Consider the following 23,981-nt stretch of genomic DNA (forward strand, 5'->3'; position numbering starts at 1 on the left):
GCCATCTTTATGCTGCCGTGGAAACAATCTTTTTCACGGCCTGCCACCATACTCCAGCAAAGCAGCCAGTCAGGTGGAACAGGGGGTTGCTTCCATACCCGGGTTTCTGCCCCAGACGTCCAGTTCAAAAAAGACCCTTCCCTTTTTGTCCACATCATGGAACAGGCCCGGGCAAAATATCGTAAGGAACAAGGAGAAGAAATGCCACTGGCCATGGAAAAAATATATGGAAATGCTGTTCGCCAGCAAATAGACCTTTTTAAGAAAGCCAACCAAGAGCCTCCACTGAACCTGTACAAAAGGGAGAAAAAATAATGAGAGGATCTCATCCCAACCAACTGAAATCAAGCCTATGTGCGTTCCTGACCATCCTGTCCATTCTGTTATCAATCCTTCCCCCCCCCCTGTGTCAGGCAGCACCAGCCGACTGGAAGACCGAAAAGTGGCAGGGATTTTCTGTTTCTATCCCCCCGGACTGGAATGTCGGCGACACCACCTACACCCAGGCATCGTGGAATTTCGGGGACACTGAAAACGGGAAATATGCTTTTTTCGGCATCTTTAAAAGCCGTGTCCACCCCCGGCAGATGCCCATGGAAAAGGGTGCAAGTCTCGTCCCCCAGGGAACGGTGAGGATTGACGGACAACCGGCAACGGATTATGATATCACCTTCTCCACCGGAGATCGACGTCATCATCTCATCTGCCTTGATGAACCTGATTTTGAGGGGAACTATTTGTTTCTCATGGCAGGGGTGGTGGGCATGGATTTTCAGTCACACTGGCCCACACTCACCAATGTCATGGAAAGCGTAAAATACAATCCCTCCGCACCCCCGGACCCCCCGCTTGACCCATCCCTTGCCACAAAAACAAGCACACTGTCCCCGTCGTCAATTTCGCCCCCGGAGGATATCTCTTCCTCCAAAACTTCCGACACACCATCAATAGATCCTGTAACCATTCCAGAAGGATGGAAACAGGCCAAATGGCGAAGCTTCAGCCTTGCAGTCCCCCGGGAGTGGGAAGCGCTGGGGGAGGATGACCGTGATGAAATGGCCTGGGGCGTTGTGGATAAAGATAAAAAAACAGGGGTGACCTTTGGCATCGTGTCCCAACGTAAATCCATTGCCCAGGAAAAATTGGAAAAATGGATGATCCTGGAAAAGGAAGAGCAAACCTTCTTTTTGGGAAAACCAGCTAAAAAAATTGAAATTTCAGGATCCCCCGGCAAAGATCAGCCCAGCATGCATATCCTTGCCATAACCTTTGATGCCCCTGCCGCGGATGGGAAACACATTATTTTTGCAGGTAGCGTCGCAGGAGAACCTTGGGAAACCAGCGAACCCATCATCCAAAAAATCTTTGCCTCCATCTCCGGCAATCCTGAACAAGGGGTTCTGGAGATCGCCTCAAAAGAGGTGGAACCCTTCAAAATGTGGGATGTCGTCACCCTTTCCCCTGCTAAGGGATGGATCACCTTTGGCGATAAGGACGGCAGGCTGTGGATGCCAGTCTTTAAAGAGGAACCCCAGGCCGTGTTCATGGTGATGCGCGGAGAAAAGGTGGACCAGACCCTTTCCAAAATGCAAATTAAAACAAAAAAACAGGATCTGCTGGCTGGACAGGAGGCCTCCTCATTCACCGGTACGGTGACCTACTATAAAGAAGCCCCTGTGAAGGTGTGGGTACTGGATCAGTGTCTTCCCAGTGGAGAGCGCCTTGGCGTTCTCATGGGTGGCACTGACCCAGACGTTTATCAGAAACAACTGGACACCATGATGGCAGGACTTTCATTTCACTTGCCTCCAAAGTGCGGTCCCTGCCAGGAGATGGTTACCCACAATCTCAAAGGTATTTCTTTCAAGGCTCCCCGTTATCTGACGACCCGGACATGGGAAAAACTGGGCACCATTGATTGCAAGGGGACAGACATAAAAACAGGTGCTGAGTTCAGTGTATGGCTGAGAATGAATCGTGTGAGCTATGCCAAAGAGTCAGGCGTTTATAAAGATGTGTTTCGGGTGGTAAAAAGGTTCATGGTTGGCAAGGCAGCAGCCACTGAATTTAATACCAGCATCGGAAAAAATGAAGATCAACATCTGTCACGGGTGGTTGAACTGGATCAGAAACTTGCCAATGGTAAATTTCTCTACCTGGAATGTTATTGTAAGGGTGCCCGCCATTGGGAGACCCTGCAACCCCTCATGAGCTCCATCCTCTCTTCGTTGCAGGTGGACCCATCGTTGCTGGCGGACAATGCAGGGCAATATAGAACCCAGGTATCGACCACAGAACCCCTTACCACTTCGGATAAAAACATATCCACTGCTCCAGCACCTGCCACCGTGGTTAAAACGCCTCCAGTTGACCCAAATCCGATTACTGGGAATCCCCCCCCAGTCCTGGGACAACTGATCCGAAAAAAAGGGTTTGGCGACATGGTGGGACAGGGAGAAAAACCTGGTTTCAATGGCTCACCGGATGTGATTCTTCGTCTGACCATCACTTCGCCGGAACAAACCATCTCCGCCATGGCACTGCTCCTTCCAGAAAAAGAGCCTCTGTGGGACACGCTTCCGGGCAATCAGGCCTGGCTGCTGGGAGTAGGGCAAAAAAACAAGCTGCTCAACAAGGCCAACGGCGATATCAGTATTAAGCCAGGCAACGCAGAGCAGAGGTTTGATCTCTACCTCCAGGATAAACACCTGTTTGACCGGGGTAAAACCGGTCTCATGTTGCGTGTTACATTTGAAGATGGAACAATCTGGGAAACGCCGCTGCTGGAAAAATAGATAAACTGGAGCTTGGCATAAATGACTGACCGTATCAAAATACCATCCGCCAGGAAGCCAAAAAACAAATCCCCGGCTCCAGAAGTTCAATATCCCGGGAAGTGGACAGATAGTTACGATAGGACCGGTCAAACAGATTATCCACCCCCACCATGAGTTCATGGCGAATTTTTCCCCCCGTGAACCGATACCCCGCCCGGAGGTTCATGGTTTCCCAGCTACCACTTTCCATGCCGCCTGCAGGGACATCCTTCTGATCCGCCGCCCACATCATCTCAAGGCTGCCCCAGAAGCCGGTGCCATCATCGTATCGGGTTCCCACAAGCCCTTTCAAAGGCGGAATAAAGGCAAGATATTCGTGGGTGGTGGTGTTTTTGCCATGGGTAAAGGCAAGGGTTGCATGGGCGGACCAGGCTGGTAAAAAACGCCATTCAACATCCCCTTCGGCCCCGAGAATTTCTGCTTCATCCACATTTTCCATGGTGCGAATAGTATCATTTGACACAATTTCAGTGATAAGATCTGAGAGATAATTGGCATAGGTGGCAATGCTGAACCGCAGGGTGTTACCTGTGTAGTGCAGGCCATATTCAAAGAAAAGCGATCGTTCCGGGTCCAGATCTGGATTGCCGAATAATTCCACCCCTCCGCCCAGGCTGATGTATTTAAACCGGTCCATGAGGTCCGGTGCCCGGTAACTGGAGGCAGAAATAAAGGTCATGGACCATGCCGGCACCATATTCCAGGTGATGCCGGCATGGGCGTTCCAGCTCACGTCCTCATACTGATCTCCCTGGCGCACAAGATTGACGGCCATGGCCGGGGACGGCGGATCAATCCAGTTGTACAGATCATTGCTTTTTGCCCGGATATAATCCACCCGGCCCCCGAGGTTCAGGGCACACGCGTCTGTGATCTGAATGTCATCTTCGGCAAACACTCCACCGGAAAACTGTTCCAGATTCCCCAGGGAGCTGTCCACACCGGTGAGTTTGTTCTTAAGGGTTTTATAGCGTTGGGAATCGCCGATGTCCCAGTTCCAGATGTCGGTGCCTGCCACCAGAGTATGGTCCCCCATCTCCATGCGGTTCTGCCACTTCATCCCCCAGGTGCGGTGATCTGCCCCGGGGCGATTCTCCGTCAAGGCATAGGTGGCCGGAAAATTATCAATCACCACCTTTCGTTCAATCTCCTGATAAAAAAAGCTTGCCTTGGATTCCTTCAGACAGCTCTGGTCCGGCGTACAGGTATGAGTCAGGTTCCACAGAGAGAGACTGGCCTTGTCATAGGTGACATCCGGACCCGACGGCAGGGAAAGTCCCCTGCCGGGAATGCCCACATTTCCGGCGTTTGTGTGATGGACAGAAAATGTGGTGGTATTTAAATCATTCCATTTCATGCCCATGGCGGCCCCTGCATGGTAATCCCGGAACTGGCTGTTGGAAATCTCTTCCCCTGCTCCGGATTCGTACCTGTCATGATCCCGGTAACTTCCCGATGCGTACATCCAGTAATCCGGGCAGTTAAACGAAACATTGCCGTAACTGTCCACCCCACGGGGATTGTCCGCGTATGTCAGGGCGGTCTCCCCATGCCATTGGGGATCCTTTGTAAACAGTCCTTTTTTGGTGATGACGTTGACCACGCCCCCCATGGACCCGGAACCGTAAAGGGCACTCACCGGGCCTTTCAGGACTTCGATGCGATCAATTTCCCACGGACTCACCAATCCGAACTGGGCGTTGATGTCCGTTGCCGTGTTCACCCGGCAGCCGTCAATGAGAAACACCACGCTGTTACGGCCAAGACCCCGTATGTTAATGGCCGATCCCCAGGGAGAATCAGATGATTTTTCCACCCCGGGGATGCGCTGGGTGGCATTTGTAATACTTACCGGCTGTTGTTCATTTAACGTTTGAACATCCACAATTCCCACCCCCCCGGGGGTCTGGGAAATACGGCTGCCGATTCCCCGAGCGGTTATCACCATGGGGTCCAGAACGGTTTTTTTTTCACTATTCAGGTTGGTTATACCAGGACCATTTTCATCTGAGAAACCATCTGTGGATAGGCCAGTTATCATGGCAACGAGCAACAGTGCAAAGCAGTAGTTTAAACAGATTTTCATTTTTCATTCCTATTCAGGGGTTCACATTTTTTATGTTTCCGGGGCATGCAGCAGTTCAAGGGATTCAAAACGATTGGACAATAATTTCTCCTTAAATAAAAATACCCGTTGGGCAATTCGTGGCATTTCATCCAGATGGTGGGTCACCAGCAACAGAGTAATATCGGGATAATGGTTTCTGATATGATCCATGATTTTTGTCCTGGATGCCATATCCATGGATCTGAAGGGTTCATCCATGAGGATGAGATCCGGCCCGGTGAGAAAGGCCCTTATCATGGCCACCTTGTGCTTCATGCCCCCGGAAAGGGTATGGGGATAAAAATCGGCGGCCTCGTTCAGCCCGGTAATGGACATCCATTGTTCATACGTTTGTAAAAGATGTTTATCCACTTTAATACCGTTGAGTTTAAGGGGATAAAAAATATTTTCTGCCACGGTTTTGTACCAGAACAGCCCGGGCTCCTGAAAAATGGTGGCCCTGGAGCGTGCTGTCACATGCACCGTGCCGGAAAAGGCAGTGTCCAGCCCGGACAGGATATGAATCAAGGTCGATTTTCCAGCCCCGGACGGGGCAGACAGGCAGGCCCTTTCACCGGGATTCAGGGAAAAACTTAAATCATCGATGATGGTGCAGCCATTGATGATTTTGCCAAGATTAGAAATTGAAAGCATCGGATCCTTCTTAATCGTATTACTTGATTATCGCGTATCAACAGGGATAAAGGTATTTCTGAAAAAAAATCACAAACAAGGTGTTCACAATCACCTGAAAGCCCACCATAAAAAGCAGCACCACCAAAAGATAAAAAAACACCGCCTCCATGTTAAAATAGATCCTGGCGGTATTTAATAGATATCCGATGCCGTTGTCCGATGCGATGAACTCCCCCAGCAGCACAATTTTAAGGGCCATGATCAACCCCAGGGTGGTGTTGGTTTTAAGGGCAGGCACCAGCGCTGGCAGGTAAAGATCCCTGAGCAGATGGAACCTCCCCCCGTTAAAGGATCGAATCACCCCTTCCAGTACCGGGTTTTTTTTCATAAGGGTGTTGGCAGTGTTGATGGCAATAAAGGGCGTTGAAAGGGTTATAATCAGGCAGACAGGTGCCACACTTCCCACCCCGAACATCAAAAGAAACACCACTCCCAGGATCAGGCCGGGAATGACCTGGAACAGCACCAGCATCGTCTCCACCGTGGCGGTGATCCCAAGGCTGCTGGAGACAATGCCAATGGCAATGCCAAGTGCAAAGGAAACCGCAAATCCCGTTAAAATACGGCCCAGGGAAATGCCTAGGTTTTCCATGAAGACACCATCACACAAACGGTCCAGGTGCTGCACCACCGCCACCGGCGAGGGGACAATATAAGGCTCAAAAAAAAGAGAAAGCAGAAACCAAATCCCCATGAACAGAAAAAAAGCCACCAGGTTGTTTTTTAAAGGCTTAAAAAAAGGCATCAAAAGTTTCATTCAGGGGGTCGCCTATGGTTTGATAATAGTGGAGAAGAACCTGCCTTAACGGCACACCATGCCACAGATGAAAATCCGTACGTTCAAGGGATTTGCGCAAGAGTTCCCCGGGAAAATCCATGTATGCACCGGCCCTTTTCACTGCCGGGTCCGGGGCCGTTGCAAGGCATTGGATGGACCGCGACAGGGCCAGGTTGAACTCCTGGATGACTGTCCCATGGGTACGGGCAAATTCCCGGTGCACAAAGCAACCCACCTGGGGATAACCTTGGGGGGTGCCCGTATGGCGTTCCCACACAGATTTGTAACTGAGGGCATAAAAGCCCGGTGAAGTGAGGGAGGTTTTTTGTTTTTTGCGGGGAAAAAACGTTTCATCTGAATCATGAACCAGAGCCTGGCCCGAAGTGTCACCAGATGATTTCCATAACGCCTTATGGGGTGTCAACACCCGGGAGACAAATGGTTCCGGCAGTGCGGCGACGCAGATGCGATGCTGCTGCAACAGGGCTACGGCCCCGGGAAACGCGGTGTATCTGATATGAATATCGTGATTCCACTCCAGTTGCTCCGCCGCCATGAAAAAGCGTGTGAGCTCCTCCAGCGGAGACCCGGGAAAGGGCAGATAAATCGTCATTCCCCTGAGATCTTTGAAATGGGTGACCTTTATGTTCGTCACCAGCCAGGCCAGGCCGGACACATGGGAATTGATGATCTGCACGGGTACCCCCTGGCGGTAAAATCCTACCCCCACGGAAAGCCCCGTGCACAGGATCTGAACCTTTCCCTTTAAAAACAGGGCATGGGCCTTTGAGTGATTGGTGAAAATCTTCACCTTTACGCCAGGCAGGGATTCCGCCGCCAGAATAAGGGGGATGGACGTGGGACCTGCCGGTGCATAGATCATCACCGGCAGGGACTCCCCGGCATCGATTCTGGCGCTGAGACACCATAAAATGCCCATCACAACAATGATCTTTTTCCAGAAAAGACGACGATACAAATCAGACTCCATTCAGAAACTTATTCAGGTTCGCTCTTCTATTTCTTCCCAGATCTCCTTCATGGTATGGGTCACAAGTCGCTTGCAATCGTTGTAGGTGGTATGCAGCAGACGGTGGGATTTGTGTCCCAGGGGTTCTTCCAGATAGTCGCTGTAGAGCTTCTGGATCATCGGATTGTTGTGGGATTGACGCACCGGGGCATCTTTATCAATGGTGTATAGCCCCTGTTGACGTTCCATGCGGGAGGCCTGGTAGGCATGTTTGCTTCTGGGCTGACCACCGCCGCCCATGCAGCCGCCGGGACAGGCCATCACCTCCACAAAATGGTAGTCAGCTTCACCGGATTTAATGCGCTCCATGAGTTGACCTGCGGCCTTCAGGGTATGGGCCACAGCCAGTTTTACCACACCCACGCCACGTCCCAGATCCACCCGGGCTTCCCGGATATTTTCAAGGCCCCGCATGGCCGTAAATTCCACAGTGACAAGCTCTTCCCCTGTCACCACCTTGTGAACGGTGCGGACAGCCGCCTCCATGACCCCGCCGGTGGTGCCGAAAATCACCGCGGCACCGGAGTACGCTCCCATCCACTGGTTGTCAAAATCTGAGTTTTCAAGGGCTGCCAGCTGTATACCTTCGCGTTTCATCAGCCTTGCAAACTCCCGGGTGGTCAGGACCACATCCACCTCTGGCTGGCCATCACGCATGAATTCCGGACGTCTGGCTTCTCCTTTTTTGGCCGTACAGGGCATAATGGAGATCACCCGCATGCGTCGGGGGTCCAGCTCCATCTTTTCTGCCAGATAGGTTTTGGCCATGGCTCCAAAGCACTGCTGGGGGGATTTGGTGGTGGAGATATGGGCCTTCATCTCCGGATAATTTTTCTCCACATAATTGATCCATGCCGGGCAGCAGGAGGTGAACATGGGAAGGGGGGCTTTTTGTTTCACCCTCTTTAATAGTTCACTGCCCTCCTCCATGATGACAAGATCGGCGGTGAAGTTGGTGTCAAGCACCACATCCGCCCCGAGTTTTTTCAATGCCGTGATGATCTTCCCCTCCACATTGGTACCGGCGGGCAGGTTGAACTCTTCCCCCAGGGCCGTGCGCACGGCCGGAGCAAACTGAAACACGGTGACCATGTCCGGATCATACAGATAATCCATGGCCTCTTCGATGTCGTCCTTTTCCGCCAGCGCCCCCACCGGACAGACCAGAATACACTGGCCGCAGCTGACACAGTCGGAACTGCCCAGGGGCAGATGATCCCTGACACTGATCTGGGTGGAAAGCCCCTTTTCCGTGATGACCAGGGCATCAACCCCCTGGATTTCCCGACAGACAGTGACGCACCGGAAGCAGCGGATACATTTACTCATATCCCGTACCACCGAGGGGGATGAGTCGTCCCGGGATCGCTGGAGATAGAAATGGGGATAATGATACCGGGTCTGCTGAAGCCCCACAAACTGGGCCACATCCTGGAGTTCGCAGTTGCCGTGGCGGATGCAGCTGGCGCAGTCCTGGTTGTGATCTGCCAGCAACAGCTCCACCTGCAGTCGCTGCATCTCCCGCACTTTGGGGGTCCGGGTCAGAATAACCATGCCCTCCTCCATGGGGGTGGTGCAGGAAGTGACAATGTGGTGGGCAGGATCATTTTTGCGTTTCATGTCCACAAGACAGACCCGGCAGGTGCCCGGGGCGTGATTGATATCAGCCATTTCGCAGAGGGTGGGGATAAAATGCCCCGTGCGTTTGGCCACCGCCAGGATACTTTCATTTTCCTGGAATTCAACCTTTTTACCATTGATAGAACCGATCATATTGGTAACTCCTTATTGCTCAGTGATTACGGAATAGACCCGGTAGCAGCGCATGCACCGCTGGGCTTCATGGTAGGCTTCCTCAACGGAAATGGGTTTTTCCACCTCTTCAAATATCTGCTTTCTCACATCTGGGTCCAGTTCCCGCACCTTCACCCGGTACTCGTGCTTCACCGGAATGGTGACCCCAGAGGCGATCATGGGCTGGACATCGGCCACCAGCTGGCTCATTCTGTCGTTGGGAAAAAAGCGGACCCGTCCATAGGTGAGATAATCGTCAATGCACCGTGCCCCCTGCTCTCCCTGGGCCATGGCCTGCACCAGGGTGGCAGGGCCTGTGACACAGTCGCCGCCTGCGAAAACCCCTTTTCGGGTGGACATGAGGGAATCTTTTTTTACCTTGATGGTGCCCCAGCTGTTAAAAGCCACACCATCGTCGTCCGGGGTGATAAACCCCAGCTCCACCTGCTGCCCGATGGCCGGGATCACATGATCGGTCTCCAGGACAAATTCCGAATCGTCAATAGGGGTCACGCTTCTTCGCCCGCTTTCGTCCGGGTCTCCAAGACCCATCTTCACAAGTTCCACCGCCTTGATGACACCGTCTTCGGAGATGATGCGTGTGGGATGGGTGAGGAAATGAAAGATGACCCCCTCTTTTTCCGCGGCCTCCACCTCTTCATGGTCTGCGGGCATTTCGGTTTTACTTCTGCGGTAGACAAGGTGCACCTCTTTTACCCCCATGCGAAGGGCCGAACGGACGCAGTCCATGGCCACGTTGCCCCCGCCAACCACCACCATTTTTTCTCCCAGCTTCATGGGAATACCCTTGTCAATGTAGTCGTGGTTGATGCGCAGCAGAAAATCCACACCAAAATCGTATCCCTTGAGATGGGGATCTTCACCGGCTGCCCGGATCATCTTTCCCTTGTGGGTGCCGATGGCCAGAAAGATGGCCTTATACCCGTTGTTGAACAGCCCCTTTACCGTGAAATCACGGCCCATGCGTCGATTGTAGAAAATCTGCCCCCCCATGGTTTCAATGATGCTGATCTCCTTATTAAGAACCGCATTGGGCAGGCGATATTCAGGAATACCCGTGGCGGCCATACCGCCGGGGACGGATTTTGCCTCGTAGACATCCACGGGATATCCTTTGAGCAACAGATGATAAGCAGCTGATATACCGGCAGGCCCGGTGCCGATGACAGCCACCTTTAAATCAGGATCTTTCTTTTCGGGAATCATATAGGAAGAGAACCATTCGTGGGTAACATCCTGCTCATGGTCGGCCACAAAACGTTTGAGCACCTTGATGCCCACGGCCTCGTCCACCTGGGTACGACGGCAGGCCATTTCGCAGAAACGAACACACACCCGGCCGCAGGTGGCCGCCATGGGGTATTTTTGTAAGATCACCCCCAAAGAGTGGGTGAACTTGCCGTCTTTGATGTAATCAATATATCTTGGAACGTCAACCTTGGATGGGCAGGCCTCAATGCAGGGAGCCGAAACATAGGTGGTGCAGTGCTGCCGGGGCACAGGCGTATCGCCGATAATTTCCTTTTCAAGGGTCTCCCTGAAATACTTGATCATTTCAAGGAGGGCCACAGTGGCGGTCTGACCCAGGCCGCAAAGGGAGGTGGTGTGGACATGTTCGGCAATGGCGGCAATTTCGTCCAGCAAATCAGGACTTCCCTCCCCCCGGGTCAGGCTCTCCAGCTTGGACTTGATAATCTGGGTGCCCACCCGGCAGGGGGTACATTTTCCGCAGGATTCCCGGGCCACCCGTTCCATATATTGCAGGGCCGCATCCAGCAGATTGACATTCTTTTCAAAAATAAAAAAACCGTGACCGCCAAAAAATGCCTTGATGGGATTTCCCGGATTGAACTCGTCAAAATCGCTGAATTCAGGATATTCTTCAATCTCAAACACCTTTTTTCTGCGATTATCAATGACGGCATTATCCCAGGCTCCAAAAATAACTTTTGCCATGTAAAGTCCTCTCTAATATTTTTTTATGAAAATGTCGACAACAGAACCCCCAATAGTCACCCAGTACCTGTCAGCTTTTTTTACACAATGGAAAACCGTTTGAATTTAGATCCAGCATAGGACCTCCGTGGTATCAGCCTTCCTGCCTTTTATGCTCATTGTTTCTGATACTGAAAACCGGTATGGGAGAATGACGGAATACCTTTTCCGCCTGGGAACCAAACAGGGTTCTTGCAAGATTACTTCGACCTTTATTGCCCATGACAATGAGGTCTACCTGCTCTTTCACCGCCGTGTGAATGATCTCTTCAAAAGGGACACCCATGACGACATGAATGGTCATGGGGGGCTTGAAATCAGGACAATTTTCGTTAATGAGGGTATGAATGGCGGTTTTGCGTTCTTCTGTGGTGTTCTTTACATATCCCTCCACATCAATGGTGCCGGAATAATAGGGGGGTACCACGGTGGCAAAACTAATATCCCTGCGGTTTATCACGTTGATAAGGTGTATCTGTGCGCCGGTATTTCCTGCAATGGTGACAGCACTCTCCAGGGTGTTTTTGGAATAATCTGACAAATCAATACAAACCAGTATTTTGTTTATTTTTTTCATGTTATTTGCCTCCTGTTTAATGTTTTTGTTTTTACAAACAGTGATTTCTAAAAAAGCAAATAGCATGCCATTTTTTTAATTGAAAACTGCTGATGGCCTTATGAAGGGATTAGAAAAAATAAATTTTCGAGGCGGGCATTGCGGAGATTATCGAGGATGGACAATACTGTGGTCAAGGGTAAATTACTCAAGTACTTCACGAATTTTCCTGGAAAACATTTCCAGGGTAACTGGCTTGACCAAAAAACCATTGATGCCCAGTTCCCGGGCTTTTTAACTGGAAAGATATTCACTGAATCCCGTGCAGATCAGAATGGTAATCCCAGGACGTATCCGGCGCAAGGCCATGAAGAGTTTATCTCCAGCCTTGTTGGGCATGGTCATGTCAGTGATTACCAGATCAAAGTCATCGGGAGCGTTCTGGAAACGTTCAAGGGCCAGTAGGCTTTCGGTGCAGGGGGGTTCCAGCCCCAACAGGTGGGTGTGTTCAATGGAAAAAATTTCTCTGATTATTTCAGAAGTTCCCCCAAAGGCAAGTCCGGTGATGAAATCCCACCTGCTTGCCCTGTCATCCATGATGAAAAAGGCCCCCTTTTCCAGGTGATAATCAAATTGTTCTTTTCCCAGTAAATGTTCCACACAATTCTGTCCCCGGGTTCTTTGGGCATTGCCTTGTTCTATAAAGACATCCATGCAGGGATGACAGGTGCCGTAAATAACTGCTTTGGGCCCATTGCCATAATGCTGAAGGGCTTTTTTCCAGCTTTTCAAAATCAATATGCAAGGACGAATATAAAAGTTACGTTATCCGGGCCATGGTTTGAGGTGACCCTGACATGGCAAAATGGGAGAAATCGGGTGCCATTTTTACAATCTAAAGGAACATTTAGTCCACAATTTACCATTAGATTAACTTATAAAAAATCACCATAACATGCAAGGCGCAATATTAATAATAACAAATTGTAACTACAATTTGATTCCGAAAGCTAAATAACTGAAAATTTTTTTTGCATAAACTTCACTGGGTGTATATCATACATTCGCTTACTCGATGTTCAAGTTTTTGTTGGACGATTTTGCGAGAAAAGTGTCAGGCTTGTGTTATTGGCGTTATCCACCAAAATCTGTATGGAAGCAAAACATCATGGATAATTCCAATAACACAAGCCTGACACCTCCTCCATTATTTATCAACATAATAAAATTGGATATTGGCTATTACACCATCGGTAAATCTTGAAAATGATTTCAATATTATTTCATGCCAGGAGGCAGAACATGCAGATACCTTCACAAGCTACCATGCGCGAAAATGAAAAAGTTCAATATCAGATTGATACACCGGATCTGGATTTTGAAACAGCAAAAAATCAGGTTAAAACCTGGGTGACGCAAACATATGGAAGTGCCATGATTCTGTCATGGAAGGATGGCATAACCGGCAAATTTTATCCCACATTTGAATGCGGAGACGGCAAAATTGATGTGCCGCCCTGGATATATTATGCCCGGACAAGGGGAGCCAATCTCACGGTGGAAGTCAATGGGGGGGATTATATTTTTATGATACTGATTCTGTAAACCCAGAGTCCGTTTCCATAAAATCGGGCTTGGTCAAAGCATGGGTTACATGCGGGTGGGCTCAGGCTTGCGTTATTGACGTTTTTGTTGAAATATGACTTGAAATACAGGCAATTGTCAAAATCACAATAACACAAGCGTGAGCCCGACGTACCGCCCATAATGACGATTGGCCCAAGTGATGACCAAACCCGTAAAATCGGACAGCCAGCAAAAAAGGGATCATATGATTAAAAGCAGGGGGAAAAATGTTTTTTTATCAAAAAAGCGCATGGATAAGGGGAAGAAGCATTGCACAAACAATTGTAGCCATAGCTGTAATGGTGAGTTTTCACCAAATGCCCTGTCAGGCGGCGATATCCCCGGGGGATCTGCCCTCCGTGTTACAACCATGGGTGGACTGGGTTCTGTACGACAGGCAAAAGCAGGTAAACTGCGTTCCCCATTACAATGATGCCAACCGCCTTGAATGCAGCTGGCCCGGCCCCCTGCTTCTTTTTCTAGACGACAGCGGGGGGACCTTTACCCAGACATGGGACCTGCGCCACGATACTTGGGTGAGCCTTCCGGGCCGCCCCGGCCAATGGCCCTTCAATGTCCGGGTAAACAATACCCCTTCTTTGTTGATGAGCCATGCAAACACTCCGACCCTTCATCTTTCCCCCGGACAGTATCGCATCACCGGTGAGTTTAAATGGCAGACATTTCCTGATAATTTCCAAGTTCCTGAAAGAACAGGTCTTTTTTCACTGAATGTCAATGGCAAGCCCATCCCCTTTCCCCAAATTGATGCCAAGGGACGGCTGTGGCTGAAACCGCCCCAGAAGGCACAAAAACAGGCAGATGTCCTGAAGGTGGAACGCTTCCGAAAAATTGAAGATGATATCCCCCTCCGGGTTACGGTGTACACCACTCTGGAAGTTGCCGGAAAAGCCCGGGAAATCACCCTGGGACCTTTGTATGATCCCGATGTATTTGTTCCTATGTCCCTGGAAACCGATCTGCCTGCCCGGCTTTCCCAAGAGGGAACCCTGGATGTTCAGGTAAGGCCTGGCAGATACACATTCAACCTGCACTTGCGGTGTTTGACCCCCGCAAATGCCCTGACATCCATAAAAACTGAAAACCCATATGCCCCCGACCATGAAATCTGGTCCGTGGAGCGCCGCCCCGAATTGCGAATTGTGGAGATTTCCGGGGTGCCTGCCGTGGATCCTCGCCTGACCTCCCTTCCCCGGGCCTGGCAGAATTTACCGGCATACCGCATGCTGCCCGGACACACCATTACATTTAAAGAGATAAAACGGGGGGACCCGATACCGGCCCCCAATCGTCTAACCCTGGATCGTACCCTGTGGCTTCAATTTGACGGATCAGGCTATACGGTCCAGGATAAAATAACAGGACAGCAAAACAGTGACTGGCGTTTGGAGATGGATGCAGATATGGTGCCCGGAAAGGTAACAGTGGATGGCCTTGAACAGTTGATCACAAAACAACAAGACACAGATAAACCCGGGGTTGAACTCAGAAAAGGACGATTGAACCTGACTGCTGAAAACCTTTTTGATCAAGGTATTTACCAGCTGCCCGCCACGGGGTGGGATCATGATTTCAATCAGGTAACAGGTCGTTTGCATCTGCCCCCGGGATGGAAACTCATCCATGCCCGGGGCATGGATAAAATCCCAGGTACCTGGCTGAAAAAATGGACACTGCTTGATTTTTTCATGGTTCTTATTTTCACCATTGCCACGGCAAAGCTTTTTTCCATCCCCCTTTCCATTGTGGGTTTCTTAACCCTGGTACTGATTTTCCACGAACCCTTTGCCCCCCGGTATGTCTGGCCGGTGCTGCTGGTGGGCATTGCCCTTTTAAGGCATCTGCCCCCGGGAAAATTAAGAAAAAGCATTAAACTGCTTCATGCCACGGTGGTATTGTCCCTTTTGTTTGTAGCTATTCCCTATGCGGTTCATACCCTTAGGGTTGGGATCTATCCCCAGCTGGAAAAACCTTGGATTTCCATGAACACAGACAGAGAGTATCAAACTGCAACAAGATCCAAAGGGGCCAATGACATGGTTCAAGAATCCATGTCCATTAAAAACGCTGAACCCTATCGCCTGGGAAGCCTTGACAAGGCCAGAAAAATGGCGGTCCCATTGTTGCCCCAGAGAGCCCCATCGGGCATATCTGCCCCTCGTCCCATGAAACTAATGGTGGACCCCGATGCCATGACCCAGACCGGACCGGGACTTCCCCGCTGGCAGCCCTTTACAACTATTTCCTTCAGTTGGTCCGGCCCGGTGCAAGCCGGGGAAACGATCTCCTTTTTCCTGATCGGGCCTGGAACGAATAGATTGCTGGCCTTTTTACGGGTGGGACTCATGGTCCTTCTGGCAGCAGGATTATCAGGGGTTTCCTGGAAAAGCAAAACCGGTTTTTCCTGGTTTGGTGCCAGAAACTCTATTCGTGGCAACTTTACGGCAGGGTTTATTCTGGTGGCTCTCATGGTAAGTTGTCTGCCCTGTCATGCCATGGAAATTCCTTCCCCGGAAATGCTGCAGACACTTCAGGATCGGCTCCTGGAAAGAGATGACTGCTTCCCTGCCTGTGCGGATATCCCCGAAGCCTTTGTGGAAATAAGCGCCCATGAATTGATCCTGACAATGAAATTAAACGCCAGCCTTGATACCATGGTGCCCCTGCCCGGTCACACCCAGCACTGGTTGCCCGGCAGGGTGCTGGTTGATGGCGATGACAGCCGGGCCATAATCCGGGAAAACGAAATACTGTGGATGATGGTACCAGCGGGCACCCATGACATTGTGCTCCAGGGCACCCTGTCAAAGGCAAACACCATTCAACTGCCCTTCGAACTAAAACCCCGTTTAACCAGGATAAAGGCCAGGGACTGGGCGGTACAGGGCCTAAATGCAAATGGAACCCTGGACGGCACACTTCATTTTACACGAATATCCACAAAGGAGTCCCCCCGGGAAGAAATACTGGAAACCGGGATACTGCCAGCCTTTGCCCGGGTGGAACGTCATTTGATTCTTGGGAAAGAATGGCAGGTGGAAACAAAAGTTTACCGCATAACGCCCCAGAACAGTTCCATGGCTTTGCAGTTACCCCTTATTACCGGTGAATCCGTGAGCACCCGGGGGGTAACCGTGAAAAATGGCCGAGTTCAGGTGAATATGAATGCCGGTCAGACACGGTTCCAGTGGCGATCTTTTTTGAAACCCATGGACACCCTGAAACTTTTCCATGAAAAGACCAGGGACTGGACCGAGGTGTGGACCCTGGATGTGGCCCCCCGATTCCATGTGGAAGCAAAGGGAATTCCTGTAATTCTCCACCAGGTGGATCAACACTGGATGCCCACCTGGCATCCCTGGCCCGGGGAGACAGTAACCCTTGAAATTACTCGACCGACAGCCATAAAGGGAAATACCCTTACCCTGGAAAAGAGCCATCTGGTGCTTCGCCCGGGCAAAAGAACCACCCAGGCGGAACTTTCCCTTGAAATGAAAAGCACCCAGGGCGGACAACACCTTGTATACCTGCCGGAAAACGCCCGGCTGGAAGAAATCACCATTGACGGAAAGGTGCAGCTGATTCGCCAGGAAGGCCGTTCCGTGCCCCTGCCCCTTTCTCCGGGCACCCGAAACGTGGTGCTCAAATGGCAGGAATCCCGCGGAATGACAATGTTTTATCCCACTTCGGATATAAATCTTGGTCAGAACAGCGTCAATACTTCCATGGATGTATATCTGCCGGGTAACAGATGGCCGCTGTTTCTGGGGGGAGCACCCCTCATGGGCCCGGCCGTGCTGTTCTGGTCGGTTCTGCTGGTGGTGGTGATTTTAAGTATCGCTATCGCCATGACAGGCCTTACACCGTTACGGTTTCATCATCTTTTTCTACTGGGGCTTGGCATGTCCATGAGCAGTTTTGGGGCCTGTTTTTTTGTGGGGTTGTGGCTGGTGGCAATGAACTGGCGTAAAAAAGTCATTACAGAAATGAGGTTGTCTGATTTGCCGGACGTCGGGCAGGTGGAAATAGAACCACCTAAAGCTGACACGGAAGAAAAAACAGCCGCAATGGAAACAGCAAAGACAGAAAAATCCCTGACCCGGAAAAATTTTAACTTTATACAGGTGGCCCTGGGCACCCTGAGCGTTGTTGCTGCTGGTGCGCTACTGTCCGCCGTTGCCATGGGACTGCTGGGCCATCCCGATATGAATATCACCGGCAACGGTTCAAATGCACAACTACTCAGGTGGTACCAGGATATAAGTGCTCCAGTCCTTCCCATGGCCTGGGTGATCTCCATTCCAATGCTGTGCTATCGCCTGGCCATGCTTGCCTGGGCATTATGGATCTCCTTTGGCCTCATTCACATGATAAAATGGGCATGGCAAGCCTTCTCAACCCCAGTGATCTGGTACAATCTGCCCCGAAAACCCTTTCGACTGCGAAAATCCAGACCCGCCAAAGAATCAAGCCAGCCTGAAATCAAGTAAAAACGAGTCAACCATTTTTCTAAATTGTGATTTAAAAAAATGGTTGACTTCAACCCTGAAACGTGAGTAAGGATCACTCACCAGACTAAATGTTGCAAAAAATTCTGAATAACATTCACCATCTTGTGACCAAGCCCATCATAATTTTTGAATGATCAACAGGGACAAACAATGATTCAACACCAACCACCCGGAAAAATTAAAATATTAAAAGCCCTGTCCCGACTCCTGGAACAGCATAACTTCAACGCCATCACCACCGCCCTCATCGCCAAAGAAGCAGGGGTTACAGAGGGCTTAATTTATAAATACTTCAGGGATAAAAAAGGTCTTTTATTTGAGTTGCTGGGAGAAAACATCACTCTGTTCAATCATGCTCTAACAGCAAAGCTGGACAAAAAAGATACCGCCGTTCAAAAACTGAAAACCTTTATCACCACCACCACAAAAGCATATCTGAAAAACAGGGTTTTTGGAAGAATACTGCTTCTGGAAGTCAGAAATACCCCGGAATATTTTCAATCCAGTGCCCATGCCACCATGACGGCCCTTGAGAAATCCATACATGACATAATTCTTGATGGAATGGCAGGCGGCGAAATCAGAAAAGACATTGATTCCAAAGTATTGTTAAAAACAATGGTGGGTGCCATTGAACATGCCAGCCTGGATGCCATAATATTCAATCGGGAAATCAACTCAGTCGCCGTCACAAGTCAAATCAATGAGATTGTTTTCAAAGGAGTTGAACCATGAATCCATCCCCTTCACCCCAAGGTATTATCCACAATGCATTAAACCAGAATATCTCCATTCTCTCCGAAAAGGATTCTGCTGACCTTCTTAATTTTTTTGATATTCCTGTGGTTTCCAATAAGCTGGTAAATAGTGCCCGGGAGGCAGTTGATTGTGCAAATACCATGGGTTTACCTGTTGTAATTAAAGGCTGTGGCAGCGGAATTGCCCACAAATCTGAACTGGGCCTGGTTAAGCCCGGACTCCAGTCTCCAAATGCTGTACAAGCAGCGGCAGAAGATCTTCTAAAAAAAGCTCCGGAAAACATGGACAGTCTCCTGGTTCAACCCATGGTCCGGGGAAAACGCGAATTTGTGGCAGGTATGTTCAGAGATCCCCTGTTCGGGGCGGTCATCGTGTTCGGCCTTGGCGGTATTTTCACTGAAGCCCTCCACGATGTCGCGTTTCGTCTGGCACCCCTTTGCGATAAAGATATCATGAGTATGCTGTCAGAATTTAAAGGAAAGGCCCTGCTGGGTGCCTTCCGGGGGGAAGCACCCGTGGATATAGCGCTTTTGAAACGTACATTAAAGGGACTTTCTGGTCTGGCTATCCAATACCCGGAAATACAAGAGATTGACATCAACCCCCTCATTGCCACGGCCACGGGGGATCTGGCTGCGGTGGATGCCCTGGTTAAAGTGGATAAACCGGCAGAAAAAGCAAACCCACGCCCCCCCGTTGATAAAAGGCAGCTGAGTGCTCTTTTTTTACCCAATTGTGTTGCATTTATAGGAGCTTCGGCCACCATCGGCAAATGGGGAAACCTGCTACCCAGTAATGCCATAAGCGGGGGGTATGAAGGAGATATTTACCTTGTTAACGCAAAGGGCGGCACCATTTTTGGCAGAGCGGTGTACAAGCAGCTGGCAGATATAAAAGAGCATGTAGATCTGGCCGTGGTGACCATACCGGCAGCCCGGATAATGGATCTAATTCCCCAGCTGGCGGCCAAGGGCATCAAGGGGATGCTGCTGATTACATCAGGGTTCAGCGAAACAGATGAAACCGGTAAAATCCTTGAAAAAGACATAGTCAGACGGGCGGCAGAGGCGGGTATTATTATCCTTGGTCCCAACACCATGGGCATGTGCTCTCCCCACAAGAAATTTTTCTGTACCAGCTCCCATACCCATCCCCTGGCAGGCACCACTGCCCTGGTCTCCCAGTCCGGCAATCTGGGGGTTCAGCTGCTCAGCTTTGCCCAGACCCACGGGGTGGGTATCAGAATGTACAGTGGCTCCGGTAACGAAGCTATGGTGACCGTGGAAGATTATATGGAACTGTTTGAAATGGACGACAAAACAAAAACCGTGGTCCTGTATCTTGAAAGTGTCAAGGATGGACAGCGATTCTTCCAGGCTGCCTCCAGGGTTTCCAGGAAAAAACCCGTGGTGATGTTAAAGGGTGGGCGCACCGCAGCCGGTGCCAGGGCCGCTGCAAGTCATTCCGGGGCCATGGCCACCGATGGGGCCGTGTTTGATGCGGCCTGTCGCCAGGCCGGTATTATCCAGGTACGCCAACCCATGGAAATGGTGGATGCATCTGCGGTGTTTTCATCCCTTCCCCTTCCCCGGGGGAACCGGGTGGGCATTGTCACCCTGGGGGGCGGATGGGGGGTTGTGACCACAGATCTTTGCAATGAAAATGGCTTGGTGCTTCCCGATCTTCCCGATGCCATCATGGAAAAACTCAACGCGCTGCTCCCCGATTACTGGAGTAAGGGCAATCCCATTGATGTGGTGGGAGAATTTGACATTAACATTGCTCTGGTGGCCATGGAGGCCCTGCTTCAATGGGACGGCTGCGATGCCGTCATTCACCTGGGCATTGATGGAAAACGCATCTTCGGCGACAAAATGCTGGAAAGCGTGGCCATGTCAGACCCCGCTTGTGACAGAAAAGAACTGCAATCCATGAAAAAAATACTTCTGGACTTTGACCAGACATTAAAAGACAGAACCAAGGAATTGCTAACCCAATACCAAAAGCCCATCATCGGAGTAAGCCTAATGTCCGATGCCGATTCTGAAATGCTCCACGGCTCCCATGATGACAGGTATAAGGCGGTTCTTTTTCCATCACCGGAAAGAGCCGTTCGGGCCCTTTCGTGTATGTGTGAATATGCCAAAAATCGAACCTGAAAAAACAGGTGCCGCCTCACAACATCGGCCAATTGTCACAGTTGACGGGGCAATGGGGACAGAAATTGTGAGTAGGCTCAAAATACCGGGGAAGGGTCATTAACAACCCCTTCGCCAATTATATTGTTGATCCGTTTACCAGGCATATGGTGGGCTTTTTAAATCATAAGCACACGACATACTGGGCCTTATGATCCTGATCATAGGCACATTCTAAAAATTGGCGAAGGTATTAATTAAGATGCTGATATTTTATCAGCAATGGCCCTGATAAAATCAGGTGTAGTGCCACAGCAACCGCCCACCACATCTATGCCGATTTTTTTAAGGCTAAGGATGTTGTCGGAAAAAAACTCCACGGTTTCAGGATAAATAACCCCGTCACCCAGTGTCTTGGGGGCACCGGCATTGGGTTGAATCATGACAGGTAGATCAACACTGTCTCTGATGATTTTTGCCAGATCCACCATGGAATCACTTGCAAGGGAGCAGTTAGCGCCCACCACCGATGCCCCGGCATCCACCAGCTGCTTCATGCAATCCCCGGGCTTGTTTCCCATGAGGGTGAAGAAACCGGTGGGTTTCTGCTGAAAGGTCATGGTGGCAAAAATGGGCAGATTTGAAACAGAACGAATGCCTCGGATGGCGGCCAGAATCTCGTTAAGATCAAAAAAGGTTTCAAGAATAAAGAAATCAACAGCAGCCTTTCCAAGAAAGGCGGCTTGTTCCGCGTAGTGATGGGTGGCATCAGCTTCGGTCAACAGCCCTGCCGGTTGAAGCATTTCTCCCAGGGGCCCCATGTCCCCGGCCACATACTGATCCGATCCTGCGGCTTTTCTGGCAATTTCAACGGCGGCCACATTGAGGTTTTCAGGATCTGCGTCTATCCCCATTTTCTTAAGCTTGAAAGGGGATGCACCAAAAGTGTTGGCAGTGGCCACCTGGGCACCTGCATCAAAATAGGCTTTATGGATTTCTTCAATGACACCTGGGTTTTCAATGTTCCAAAGCTCTGAAACCTTTCCACCCTTAAGACCTGCAGCAATGAGCATGGAGCCCATGGCACCGTCAAAGATCAGCCCGTTATCTTTTACTTTTTCTAAAATTGTCATGATATTGTTATTTCACCTTTTTTATAATTTTTGAAGATGGCGCTCATACTTATAAAACAAACAGGCATTTGTCAAATGAAGGCATTCCCATTTTCCCGGTCTCAGACTTAATAATGCCTTTCAGACAAATTATCTTGACAAAGGCCTTGGATCAAGATCATATATTCAACTTATCATATTATTTGATAAATAAAGGTAACGTACTCATATAAAACAAGGGAGAATTTACAAATGGACATATCCATTACCCGCACAGAAAAGCCCGGAACAAGGCCTGCTGATTCAGCACTTGGCTTTGGAACAGTTTTCACAGATCACATGTTTAACATGGATTACAATCCGGAAAAAGGTTGGCACAATCCCCGCATTGAGCCCCTGCACAATTTTTCAATTTCCCCGGCCACCATGACCCTTCATTATGGCCAGACAATTTTTGAAGGATTAAAGGCATACAAAACCGCCGCAGGTGACATTCAGCTGTTCAGACCCCAAGAAAATTTCAAACGCCTGAACAGTTCCGCCCGGGGATTATGCATTCCGGAAGTGGATGAGGCTTTTGCCCTTAAATCCCTGAAAGAACTGCTCAAGGTGGAAAAAAACTGGATTCCTGAAACCATGGGAACCTCCCTTTATATTCGACCCACGGTGTTTGCCACCGATCCCTTCCTTGGTGTACGGGCCTCCCATACCTACCGGTATTTTATCATCCTTTCACCCGTGGGTGCCTATTATGCTGCAGGTTTCAAGCCGGTGAAAATATGGATCTCAACAGATCATGTCCGGGCCGTCCGGGGCGGTGTGGGCGAATATAAAACCGCCGGTAATTATGCGGCAAGCCTTTATGCCTCGGAAAAAGCAAAAAAAGAAGGCTATGATCAGGTATTGTGGCTGGATGGTGTGGAGCAAAAATACATTGAAGAAGTGGGTGCCATGAACATCTTTTTTGTCATCGACAACGAACTTGTTACCCCCATGCTCAATGGCAGTATTCTGCCTGGAATCACCCGAAACTCTGTTCTTCAGCTGGGGAAAAAATGGGGCATGAAGGTATCCGAACGAAAAATCAGCATTGATGAACTGGTCACCGCCCACAAAAATGGGACCCTCACAGAAGCCTTTGGTTCTGGAACGGCAGCGGTTATCTCTCCGGTGGGCGAAATTCGTTATGGAAAGGATATCATGAATATCGGCGACGGTACCCCCGGTGAACTGGCCGTAAAATTCAATGATGCCATCACCCATATTCAGTATGGCCTGACCGAAGATACGGAAAACTGGATTGAAAAAGTGTAGTTCGTTCCAAGGGCAGACATTTGTCTGCCCTTGGAAGGGGTGAGGGTTGACATCCTTTTTTTTTAATATTATTAATGACTGAGCGCTCGTTCAACTAACAAACAGCCAAAAGGAGTTCATAGATGGCAAAGTCAAAAAATGAACTGATTCCCATTGGAAAAAGAATCAAGCAGATCCGACTGGATAAAAAGCTGACCCTGGATTTTCTGGCCAATGAAACCGGTCTGTCCAAAGAATTTATTAAAACCGTGGAAGCAGGGAAAAAACGCCCCCCCGTGGGTACGCTGCTGCAGATATCCCGGGCATTGGGTGTGGACTCAGGATTTCTTCTGAAAGAGCAGGAAGACACCGAAGCTGAACGAAAAGAAGCTTACACCAAAAGAACGGATAATTACGCCTATTCTCCCCTGACTCCGGGGGCGGAAAATAAACATTTAAAGGCCTTCCGCATAACCATTGAGGCCGGTCAGGCCCATGAGGGTGTCGGATTTCAGCACGAAGGCGAAGAGTTCTCCTATGTCCTTAAAGGAGAGGTGGAAATCAGCGTTGGTGACAATGTCAACCGCTTGGGGCCGGGTGATTCCCTTCATTTCAACTCCGCCATCAAACATGATTTGATCAACGTGGGTGACACGGATGCAGAGCTTATTGTAGTGGTATATAGTCCCTAACCAGGCAATTGTTGT

Annotated in this window: 17 protein-coding genes; 8 read left to right on the forward strand and 9 right to left on the reverse strand. The window is 49.9% G+C overall.

Features of this window, described 5'->3' with window-relative positions:
* The first annotated feature begins 9 nt into the window (after positions 1-9).
* Positions 10-315 carry a hypothetical protein gene (locus ACYQ2M_RS17665; RefSeq protein WP_459917696.1) on the forward strand — a complete coding sequence of 102 codons (306 nt, stop codon included), beginning with the start codon at positions 10-12 and terminating at the stop codon, positions 313-315.
* Positions 315-2,795, forward strand: coding sequence for a hypothetical protein (locus ACYQ2M_RS17670; RefSeq protein ID WP_459917697.1), 2,481 nt, complete (start codon positions 315-317; stop codon positions 2,793-2,795). Before ACYQ2M_RS17665 ends, ACYQ2M_RS17670 begins: the two co-directional genes overlap by 1 nt.
* Positions 2,796-2,829: 34 nt before the next feature.
* Here the strand turns inward: ACYQ2M_RS17670 and ACYQ2M_RS17675 are convergent, their stop codons facing one another.
* The 8 genes from ACYQ2M_RS17675 to ACYQ2M_RS17710 all read right to left on the reverse strand — a co-directional run bounded on the left by ACYQ2M_RS17675 (position 2,830) and on the right by ACYQ2M_RS17710 (position 12,606).
* Positions 2,830-4,923 (reverse strand): TonB-dependent receptor, encoded by a 2,094-nt coding sequence (locus ACYQ2M_RS17675; RefSeq protein WP_459917698.1) that lies wholly within the window; start codon positions 4,921-4,923, stop codon positions 2,830-2,832.
* Between the two features lie 30 nt (positions 4,924-4,953).
* Complete coding sequence (locus tag ACYQ2M_RS17680) at positions 4,954-5,598, reverse strand: ATP-binding cassette domain-containing protein (protein WP_459917699.1); 645 nt, start codon at positions 5,596-5,598, stop codon at positions 4,954-4,956.
* Between the two features lie 37 nt (positions 5,599-5,635).
* Positions 5,636-6,397 (reverse strand): ABC transporter permease, encoded by a 762-nt coding sequence (locus ACYQ2M_RS17685; RefSeq protein WP_459917700.1) that lies wholly within the window; start codon positions 6,395-6,397, stop codon positions 5,636-5,638.
* Positions 6,372-7,397 (reverse strand): ABC transporter substrate-binding protein, encoded by a 1,026-nt coding sequence (locus tag ACYQ2M_RS17690; RefSeq protein WP_459917701.1) that lies wholly within the window; start codon positions 7,395-7,397, stop codon positions 6,372-6,374. Before ACYQ2M_RS17690 ends, ACYQ2M_RS17685 begins: the two co-directional genes overlap by 26 nt.
* A gap of 24 nt (positions 7,398-7,421) precedes the next feature.
* The gene (locus ACYQ2M_RS17695) at positions 7,422-9,221 is read right to left on the reverse strand and encodes an NADH-dependent [FeFe] hydrogenase, group A6 (protein WP_459917702.1); all 1,800 of its coding nucleotides are present in this window, start codon (positions 9,219-9,221) and stop codon (positions 7,422-7,424) included.
* Between the two features lie 12 nt (positions 9,222-9,233).
* Entirely contained in the window at positions 9,234-11,219 is a 1,986-nt protein-coding gene (locus tag ACYQ2M_RS17700) for an FAD-dependent oxidoreductase (protein WP_459917703.1), read from the reverse strand.
* 133 nt (positions 11,220-11,352) lie between these two features.
* Positions 11,353-11,835 carry a universal stress protein gene (locus ACYQ2M_RS17705; RefSeq protein ID WP_459917704.1) on the reverse strand — a complete coding sequence of 161 codons (483 nt, stop codon included), beginning with the start codon at positions 11,833-11,835 and terminating at the stop codon, positions 11,353-11,355.
* Positions 11,836-12,108: 273 nt separating this feature from the next.
* Positions 12,109-12,606 (reverse strand): DUF1638 domain-containing protein, encoded by a 498-nt coding sequence (locus tag ACYQ2M_RS17710; protein WP_459917705.1) that lies wholly within the window; start codon positions 12,604-12,606, stop codon positions 12,109-12,111.
* Positions 12,607-13,116: 510 nt separating this feature from the next.
* Between ACYQ2M_RS17710 and ACYQ2M_RS17715 the strand changes: the two genes are divergently transcribed.
* From ACYQ2M_RS17715 to ACYQ2M_RS17730, 4 genes are all read left to right on the forward strand, one after another.
* Positions 13,117-13,419, forward strand: a complete 303-nt coding sequence (locus ACYQ2M_RS17715; RefSeq protein WP_459917706.1) for an AF1514 family protein — start codon at positions 13,117-13,119, stop codon at positions 13,417-13,419.
* A 248-nt stretch (positions 13,420-13,667) separates the two neighbouring features.
* A complete protein-coding gene (locus ACYQ2M_RS17720; RefSeq protein ID WP_459917707.1) occupies positions 13,668-17,951 on the forward strand; it encodes a hypothetical protein in 4,284 nt (1,427 codons plus the stop codon).
* Positions 17,952-18,122: 171 nt separating this feature from the next.
* Complete coding sequence (locus ACYQ2M_RS17725) at positions 18,123-18,707, forward strand: TetR/AcrR family transcriptional regulator (RefSeq protein WP_459917708.1); 585 nt, start codon at positions 18,123-18,125, stop codon at positions 18,705-18,707.
* Positions 18,704-20,890, forward strand: a complete 2,187-nt coding sequence (locus tag ACYQ2M_RS17730) for an acetate--CoA ligase family protein (RefSeq protein WP_459917709.1) — start codon at positions 18,704-18,706, stop codon at positions 20,888-20,890. Before ACYQ2M_RS17725 ends, ACYQ2M_RS17730 begins: the two co-directional genes overlap by 4 nt.
* A 236-nt stretch (positions 20,891-21,126) precedes the next feature.
* Here the strand turns inward: ACYQ2M_RS17730 and ACYQ2M_RS17735 are convergent, their stop codons facing one another.
* Positions 21,127-22,002, reverse strand: a complete 876-nt coding sequence (locus tag ACYQ2M_RS17735; RefSeq protein WP_459917710.1) for a homocysteine S-methyltransferase family protein — start codon at positions 22,000-22,002, stop codon at positions 21,127-21,129.
* A 231-nt stretch (positions 22,003-22,233) separates the two neighbouring features.
* On the opposite strand from ACYQ2M_RS17735, the gene ACYQ2M_RS17740 reads away from it, so the two are divergent.
* Both ACYQ2M_RS17740 and ACYQ2M_RS17745 read left to right on the forward strand, forming a co-directional pair.
* On the forward strand, positions 22,234-23,295 hold the full coding sequence (locus ACYQ2M_RS17740; RefSeq protein ID WP_459917711.1) for a branched-chain amino acid aminotransferase: 1,062 nt from the start codon (positions 22,234-22,236) through the stop codon (positions 23,293-23,295).
* Between the two features lie 122 nt (positions 23,296-23,417).
* Positions 23,418-23,966 (forward strand): helix-turn-helix domain-containing protein, encoded by a 549-nt coding sequence (locus ACYQ2M_RS17745; protein WP_459917712.1) that lies wholly within the window; start codon positions 23,418-23,420, stop codon positions 23,964-23,966.
* Positions 23,967-23,981 lie beyond the last annotated feature (15 nt).

This window comes from Desulfocicer niacini (assembly GCF_054657595.1).

Excerpts from the sequence above, each read along its gene's own strand:
- ACYQ2M_RS17665 (WP_459917696.1), top strand. The coding sequence starts at position 10 with ATGCTGCCGTGGAAACAATCTTTTTCACGGCCTGCCACCATACTCCAG.
- ACYQ2M_RS17705 (WP_459917704.1), bottom strand. The coding sequence starts at position 11,835 with ATGAAAAAAATAAACAAAATACTGGTTTGTATTGATTTGTCAGATTAT.
- ACYQ2M_RS17730 (WP_459917709.1), top strand. The coding sequence starts at position 18,704 with ATGAATCCATCCCCTTCACCCCAAGGTATTATCCACAATGCATTAAAC.
- ACYQ2M_RS17715 (WP_459917706.1), top strand. The coding sequence starts at position 13,117 with ATGCAGATACCTTCACAAGCTACCATGCGCGAAAATGAAAAAGTTCAA.
- ACYQ2M_RS17695 (WP_459917702.1), bottom strand. The coding sequence starts at position 9,221 with ATGATCGGTTCTATCAATGGTAAAAAGGTTGAATTCCAGGAAAATGAA.
- ACYQ2M_RS17720 (WP_459917707.1), top strand. The coding sequence starts at position 13,668 with ATGTTTTTTTATCAAAAAAGCGCATGGATAAGGGGAAGAAGCATTGCA.
- ACYQ2M_RS17670 (WP_459917697.1), top strand. The coding sequence starts at position 315 with ATGAGAGGATCTCATCCCAACCAACTGAAATCAAGCCTATGTGCGTTC.
- ACYQ2M_RS17700 (WP_459917703.1), bottom strand. The coding sequence starts at position 11,219 with ATGGCAAAAGTTATTTTTGGAGCCTGGGATAATGCCGTCATTGATAAT.
- ACYQ2M_RS17675 (WP_459917698.1), bottom strand. The coding sequence starts at position 4,923 with ATGAAAATCTGTTTAAACTACTGCTTTGCACTGTTGCTCGTTGCCATG.
- ACYQ2M_RS17685 (WP_459917700.1), bottom strand. The coding sequence starts at position 6,397 with ATGAAACTTTTGATGCCTTTTTTTAAGCCTTTAAAAAACAACCTGGTG.
- ACYQ2M_RS17680 (WP_459917699.1), bottom strand. The coding sequence starts at position 5,598 with ATGCTTTCAATTTCTAATCTTGGCAAAATCATCAATGGCTGCACCATC.
- ACYQ2M_RS17745 (WP_459917712.1), top strand. The coding sequence starts at position 23,418 with ATGGCAAAGTCAAAAAATGAACTGATTCCCATTGGAAAAAGAATCAAG.
- ACYQ2M_RS17725 (WP_459917708.1), top strand. The coding sequence starts at position 18,123 with ATGATTCAACACCAACCACCCGGAAAAATTAAAATATTAAAAGCCCTG.
- ACYQ2M_RS17740 (WP_459917711.1), top strand. The coding sequence starts at position 22,234 with ATGGACATATCCATTACCCGCACAGAAAAGCCCGGAACAAGGCCTGCT.
- ACYQ2M_RS17735 (WP_459917710.1), bottom strand. The coding sequence starts at position 22,002 with ATGACAATTTTAGAAAAAGTAAAAGATAACGGGCTGATCTTTGACGGT.